The organism is Ramlibacter sp. (genome assembly GCF_035706265.1).
In the GTDB taxonomy this organism is placed as follows: domain Bacteria; phylum Pseudomonadota; class Gammaproteobacteria; order Burkholderiales; family Burkholderiaceae_C; genus Ramlibacter.
The window spans coordinates 1-4,819 of the sequence record NZ_DASSVG010000508.1 but is presented as its reverse complement, the minus strand read 5'-3'; the positions used below and the strand labels follow the sequence as shown (position 1 = coordinate 4,819).

The following is a 4,819-nucleotide window of genomic DNA, read 5'->3' as shown; positions in this document are numbered from 1 at the left end:
GACCTGATCGAGACCAACACCTTCGGCGCCAACCGCATCGCGCAGGAGGATTACGGCCTGGGCGAGCTGGCGCGGGAGATGAACGTGGCCGCGGCGAAGCTGGCGCGCGAGGCGGCGGACAAGTTCTCCACGCCCGACAAGCCGCGCTTCGTGGCCGGCGCGCTCGGCCCCACGCCGCGCACGGCCAGCCTCAGCCCGGACGTGAACGACCCCGGCGTGCGCAACGTCGATTTCGAGCAGCTGCGCGCCGCGTACTACGAGCAGGTGGAAGGCCTGGTCGAAGGCGGGGTGGACCTGCTGCTGGTCGAGACCATCTTCGACACGCTCAACGCCAAGGCGGCGCTGTTCGCGATCGACGAATATTTCGCGGCCACCGGCCAGCGGCTGCCGATCATCGTCAGCGGCACGGTCACCGATGCCTCCGGCCGCATCCTCAGCGGTCAGACCGTGACGGCCTTCTGGTACAGCGTGCGGCACGCGCAGCCGCTGGCCATCGGCCTGAACTGCGCGCTCGGCGCGGCGCTCATGCGGCCCTACATCCAGGAGCTCAACCGCGTGGCGCCGGAGACCTTCATCAGCTGCTATCCGAACGCCGGCCTGCCCAATCCCATGAGCGAAACCGGCTTCGACGAGACGCCGGAAGTGACGTCGCGGCTGCTGCACGAATTCGCCGCCGAAGGGCTGGTCAACATCGTGGGCGGCTGCTGCGGCACCACGCCGGACCACATCGCGGCGATCCGCGAGGCCGTGGCGCCGCTGCCGGCGCGCGCGACCCGCGGGCCCTTCTACAAGGAAGCCGCGTAGGCGCGGCCCCTTCCCACTCACCACCTCGGCCCCTCGTGAGGGCCTCGTTCGCGGCCGGCGGCCGGTAAGCCGCCGTCCTGTGCTCCATTGTGGCGACGGGGGCGGAGAAATTCTTGCTGAAGCTGCGGCGATTCCGGCCCGGCGCAGAAAAGCTTTCGGTGGCATGCAATCGGGCGGACAATCCTGCGCCATGGACGCGATCGACCGGAAAATCCTCAGGGTGCTGCAGCAGGACGCGCGGGCCAGCCTGCAGCAGATCGGGCAGGCCGTCGGCCTGAGCGCCTCGCCCTGCTGGGAGCGCATCCGCAAGATGGAGGCCGCCGGCGTGATCGAGGGCTACACGGTACGGCTGAACGCACAGGGCCTGGGGCTGAACGACACGGTGCTGGTGCAGGTGACCCTGGACAGCCACACCGACAACACGCTGGAGAAGTTCGGCGAGACGCTGGCGGCGATCCCCGAGGTGGTGGAGGCCTACCTGGTCTCGGGCGAATACGACTACCTCCTGCGCGTGGCGGTGAAGGACACGCGCGACTACGAGCGGCTGCTGCGCGAGAAGCTCTACAAGATCAAGGGGATCCGGCACAGCAAGTCCTCCTTCGTGCTGCGGACGCTGAAGAAGGCAGACTTGCCGCTGTGATGCCCATACGAGACCGCCAGCGTTGCTAAAATCTTCCCCTGCTCAAGGAGCGCTGCAGCGGTCGACACGGCCGTCAGGCTTGAGATGGATTCCAACCGCGCTCACCCGGACCGCCAACGAGGTGAGTGAATGCAGCAACCCGAAGTCCCCCCCATGAAACTCGCCGGCCTGGAGCCCGTCTCCATCGGCCCCGGCAGCCTGTTCGTCAACATCGGCGAACGCACCAACGTCACCGGCTCGAAGGCATTCGCCCGCATGATCCTGGCGGGCCAGTTCGAGCAGGCCCTGGCGGTCGCGCGCCAGCAGGTCGAGAACGGCGCCCAGGTCATCGACGTCAACATGGACGAAGCCATGCTGGACAGCAAGGCCGCCATGGTGCGCTTCCTCAACCTGATCGCCAGCGAGCCCGACATCGCCCGCGTGCCGATCATGATCGACTCCTCCAAGTGGGAGGTGATCGAGGCCGGCCTGCGCTGCATCCAGGGCAAGGGCATCGTCAACTCGATCTCGATGAAGGAAGGCGAGGCCGAATTCCGGCGCCAGGCCACGCTGGTGAAGCGCTACGGCGCCGCGGCCGTGGTGATGGCCTTCGACGAACAGGGCCAGGCCGACAGCTTCCGGCGCAAGATCGAGATCTGCCAGCGCGCCTACCGCATCCTGGTCGACGAGGTCGGCTTCGCGCCAGAGGACATCATCTTCGATCCCAACATCTTCGCCATCGCCACCGGCATCGAGGAGCACAACAACTACGCCGTGGACTTCATCGAGGCCACGAAGTGGATCAAGCAGAACCTGCCCGGCGCCAAGGTGAGCGGCGGGGTCTCCAACGTGAGCTTCTCCTTCCGCGGCAACGACCCGGTGCGCGAGGCGATCCACACCGTCTTCCTGTACCACGCGATCAAGGCCGGCATGGACATGGGCATCGTCAACGCCGGCATGGTGGGCGTGTACGACGAGGTGGAGCCCCTGCTGCGCGAGCGCGTGGAGGACGTGGTGCTCAATCGCCGGCCCGACGCCGGCGAGCGCCTGGTGGAAATCGCCGAACAGGCCAAGGGCGCCGCGAAGGACGAAGGCAAGAAGAACGAGTGGCGGCAGCTGCCGGTGGAGCAGCGCCTGGCCCACGCGCTGGTGCACGGCATCACCGACCACATCGTCGAAGACACGGAGCAGGTCTACCAGAACGTGCTGGCCCAGGGCGGCCGGCCGCTGCACGTGATCGAGGGGCCGCTGATGGACGGCATGAACATCGTCGGCGACCTGTTCGGCGCCGGCAAGATGTTCCTGCCGCAGGTGGTGAAGTCGGCCCGCGTGATGAAGCAGGCCGTGGCGCACCTGATCCCCTACATCGAGGAAGAGAAGAAGCAGCAGGAAGCCGCCGGCGCGGACGTGCGGGCCAAGGGCAAGATCGTCGTTGCCACCGTGAAGGGCGACGTGCACGACATCGGCAAGAACATCGTGACCGTCGTGCTCCAGTGCAACAACTTCGAGGTGGTGAACATGGGCGTGATGGTCCCGTGCCACGAGATCCTGGCCCGGGCCAAGGTCGAGGGCGCGGACATCGTCGGCCTGTCGGGCCTGATCACGCCCTCGCTGGAGGAGATGCAGTACGTCGCCAGCGAGATGCAGAAAGACGAGCACTTCCGCATCAAGAAGATTCCGCTGCTGATCGGAGGGGCGACCACCAGCCGCGTGCACACGGCGGTGAAGATCGCGCCGCACTACGAGGGCCCGGTGGTCTACGTGCCGGATGCCTCGCGCAGCGTGGGCGTGGCGCAGTCGCTGCTGTCGGACCAGGCGGCGAAGTACATCGCCGAGGTCAACGCCGATTACGAGAAGGTGCGCCAGCTGCACGCCAACAAGAAGCAGGTGCCCCTGTGGCCGCTGGCGAAGGCCCGTGCGAACAAGACGCCGATCGACTGGGCCAACTACCAGCCGCCGAAGCCGAAGTTCATCGGCCGGCGCGTGTTCAGGAACTACGACCTGGCGGAGCTCGCGAGCTACATCGACTGGGGCCCGTTCTTCCAGACTTGGGACCTGGCGGGCCGCTTCCCCGAGATCCTGAAGGACGAAGTGGTGGGCGCCGAGGCCGTGCGGGTGTATTCCGACGGCCAGCGCATGTTGAAGCGCCTGATCGAGGGCCGCTGGCTCACCGCCAACGCGGTGATGGGCCTGTGGCCCGCCAACACGGTCGACGACGACGACATCCAGCTCTACGCCGACGAGAGCCGCACCCGGCCGGTGCTGACGTGGTACGGCCTGCGCCAGCAGACCGAGAAGCAGGAGATCGATGGCGTCATGCGCCCGAGCCGTTGCCTGGCCGACTTCGTGGCACCCAAGGGCGTGCGCGACGACTACGTCGGCGCGTTCGCCGTCACCGCGGGCATCGGGGTCGAGAAGAAGGTGAAGTACTTCCTCGACGACCACGACGACTACTCCGCCATCACGCTCAAGGCGCTGGCGGACCGGCTGGCCGAAGCGCTGGCCGAGGCGCTGCATGCGCGCGTGCGGCGCGACCTGTGGGGCTACGCCGGCGACGAGACGCTGGACAACGCGGCGCTGATCGCCGAGAAGTACCGCGGCATCCGGCCTGCGCCCGGCTACCCCGCCTGTCCCGACCACAGCGTCAAGCGCGACCTGTTCGCGCTGCTTCAGCCGCAGGAGATCGGCATGGAGATCACCGACAGCCTGGCGATGGCGCCGGCGGCCAGCGTGAGCGGCTTCTACCTCGCGCACCCGGAGGCGAAGTACTTCAGCGTGGGCCGCATCGGCGAAGACCAGTTGCAGGACCAGGCGCGGCGCCGCGGCGCCGCGGTCGCGGACCTGCAGCGTCTGCTGGCGCCGAATCTCTGAAGCCGGCGCGCTACGCCGGCAGCAGCGATTTCCGCTGCGCCAGCACCAGCGCCGCCGCCGCCACCAGCCCGGCCACCAGCAGCATCGCCAGCCCCCAGCGGTAGCCCACCTGGGGGCTCCACAGCACGCCCAGGGCCAGCGGCGCGATCGCGCGCGCCACCGCCTGCGGCAGGCCGAGCGCGCCATTGAGCGAGGCCACGTGCTCGCGGTTGACGTACTGCGCCACCGCCGTGCCCTTGACGATGGTGAGCATGCCGTTGCCCATGCCATAGAGCAGCACGAACAGCAGCCCGCCCGCGGGCGAGGTCGCGCCGGCGATGAGGGCCGCGAGCGCCAGCGGCATCAGCAGCGGGATCAGCCGGTTGGCCAGGTGCAGGTCGAAGCGGTGCTCGAAGAAGAACAGCAGCAGCCGCCCCAGCACCTGCACCACCCCGATGGCGGCCGGCAGCGCGATCACCCAGCCTTCCGGCAGCCCGCTTTCGCGCAACAGCGTGATCAGGTGCGGCGGAATCGCCGCCGTGATCC

3 protein-coding genes, 1 pseudogene and 1 riboswitch are annotated in these 4,819 nt (G+C 68.2%); of the genes and pseudogenes, 3 read left to right on the top strand and 1 reads right to left on the bottom strand.

Annotation, left to right across the window (positions count from 1 at the left end; translation table 11 throughout):
* The 3 genes from VFM98_RS18235 to metH form a co-directional block, all read left to right on the top strand.
* On the top strand, window positions 1–804 hold an 804-nt coding region (locus VFM98_RS18235), incomplete at its 5' end, for a homocysteine S-methyltransferase family protein (protein WP_325111321.1).
* A 190-nt stretch (window positions 805–994) separates the two neighbouring features.
* The gene (locus VFM98_RS18230) at window positions 995–1,444 is read left to right on the top strand and encodes an Lrp/AsnC family transcriptional regulator (RefSeq protein WP_325111320.1); all 450 of its coding nucleotides are present in this window, start codon (window positions 995–997) and stop codon (window positions 1,442–1,444) included.
* 38 nt (window positions 1,445–1,482) lie between these two features.
* Window positions 1,483–1,554: riboswitch (S-adenosyl-L-homocysteine riboswitch) on the top strand.
* Between the two features lie 43 nt (window positions 1,555–1,597).
* Window positions 1,598–4,294 carry a methionine synthase gene (gene metH, locus VFM98_RS18225; protein WP_325111319.1) on the top strand — a complete coding sequence of 899 codons (2,697 nt, stop codon included), beginning with the start codon at window positions 1,598–1,600 and terminating at the stop codon, window positions 4,292–4,294.
* A 10-nt stretch (window positions 4,295–4,304) separates the two neighbouring features.
* Here metH and VFM98_RS18220 read toward each other — a convergent pair.
* A pseudogene (locus tag VFM98_RS18220) lies at window positions 4,305–4,819 on the bottom strand (MFS transporter); the annotation flags it as partial.